1 protein-coding gene is annotated in these 931 nt (G+C 41.1%); it reads right to left on the bottom strand.

Annotation, left to right across the window (positions count from 1 at the left end):
* A partial coding sequence (locus A3763_RS03850; protein WP_156494885.1) for a Tn3 family transposase occupies positions 1-931 on the bottom strand: 931 nt, incomplete at both ends.

Below are 931 nucleotides of genomic sequence, written 5' to 3'. Positions count from 1 at the left end.
CAGATCCTCATCATCAAAATAGGTCAGGATGAACTGTGATTTGATGATCCTTCCAAATTCTTTAAGAGCTCTATATAAAGGGTGCTCTTTTGAATAGGAACTCAATCTTTTGAACAGTTGTGAAGCAGTCGCGTGCTTCATCTTAATCGTCGCGACAAATCTTAAAATGTCATCCCAATGTTCAAGCACTAGGTTTTTACTGATAGGCCGACTTGGAAGTAGGCGGTAGCCTTTGTCGTAAAACGTTTTCCGTGCAGAAAAGCTATATATTTGTTGGTTTCCGATGTTGGCAAGTCTTGGAGCAAACGCTATTCCCAAGAAATGGGAAACTGCAAAGATTTGCTCTGTATAGCCATGTGTATCAGTTGAATGAACTTGTTTAAGGTCAGTCACTTCATTTTGAAGCAAGCCATCAATAACGTATGGAGCTTCTCGATCTGAAGCGCTGAATACTGAATTGTGGAATAACGACTGCTTTTCATCTATAAATGTGTAGATCGTCACGCCTTTGTCTTTTCCAAAATACTTGTAGGAGTGGTTTGCGTGCAGGCAATCTACATCAACATTGACCTTTCTTCCGTCACTCGATGAGTGGAGAATTTCTGGGTCTTTGAGATAAGCACTCGACAATTTCAAATTATGAATCGCATCAACGATCCGGTTATTAGCTTTTCGAATATTGTCTAGACTGAAAAACCAGTTAACCGTGTTGTGGAGCGTATGCTCCTCAATGCCAGCTGAGATGCTAGCAAGTTTGCCCAGACCGATATTACAGCCCTTTGCTAAAACTCCGGCCATTAGTGTTTCTTCCTTTGGCTTCATTTTAACGTTCTTGGGGCTGAGATGCTGAAAGTCTTGAGTAAACTGACATACTTGGTTAACTTCCTTGAGTAGTTGAAGAATTGGAATATATCCATCCTGGGACAGCGCA

The sequence above is a fragment of the Oleiphilus sp. HI0128 genome (assembly GCF_001635365.1).
This window is presented reverse-complemented; position numbering and strand designations above follow the sequence as displayed.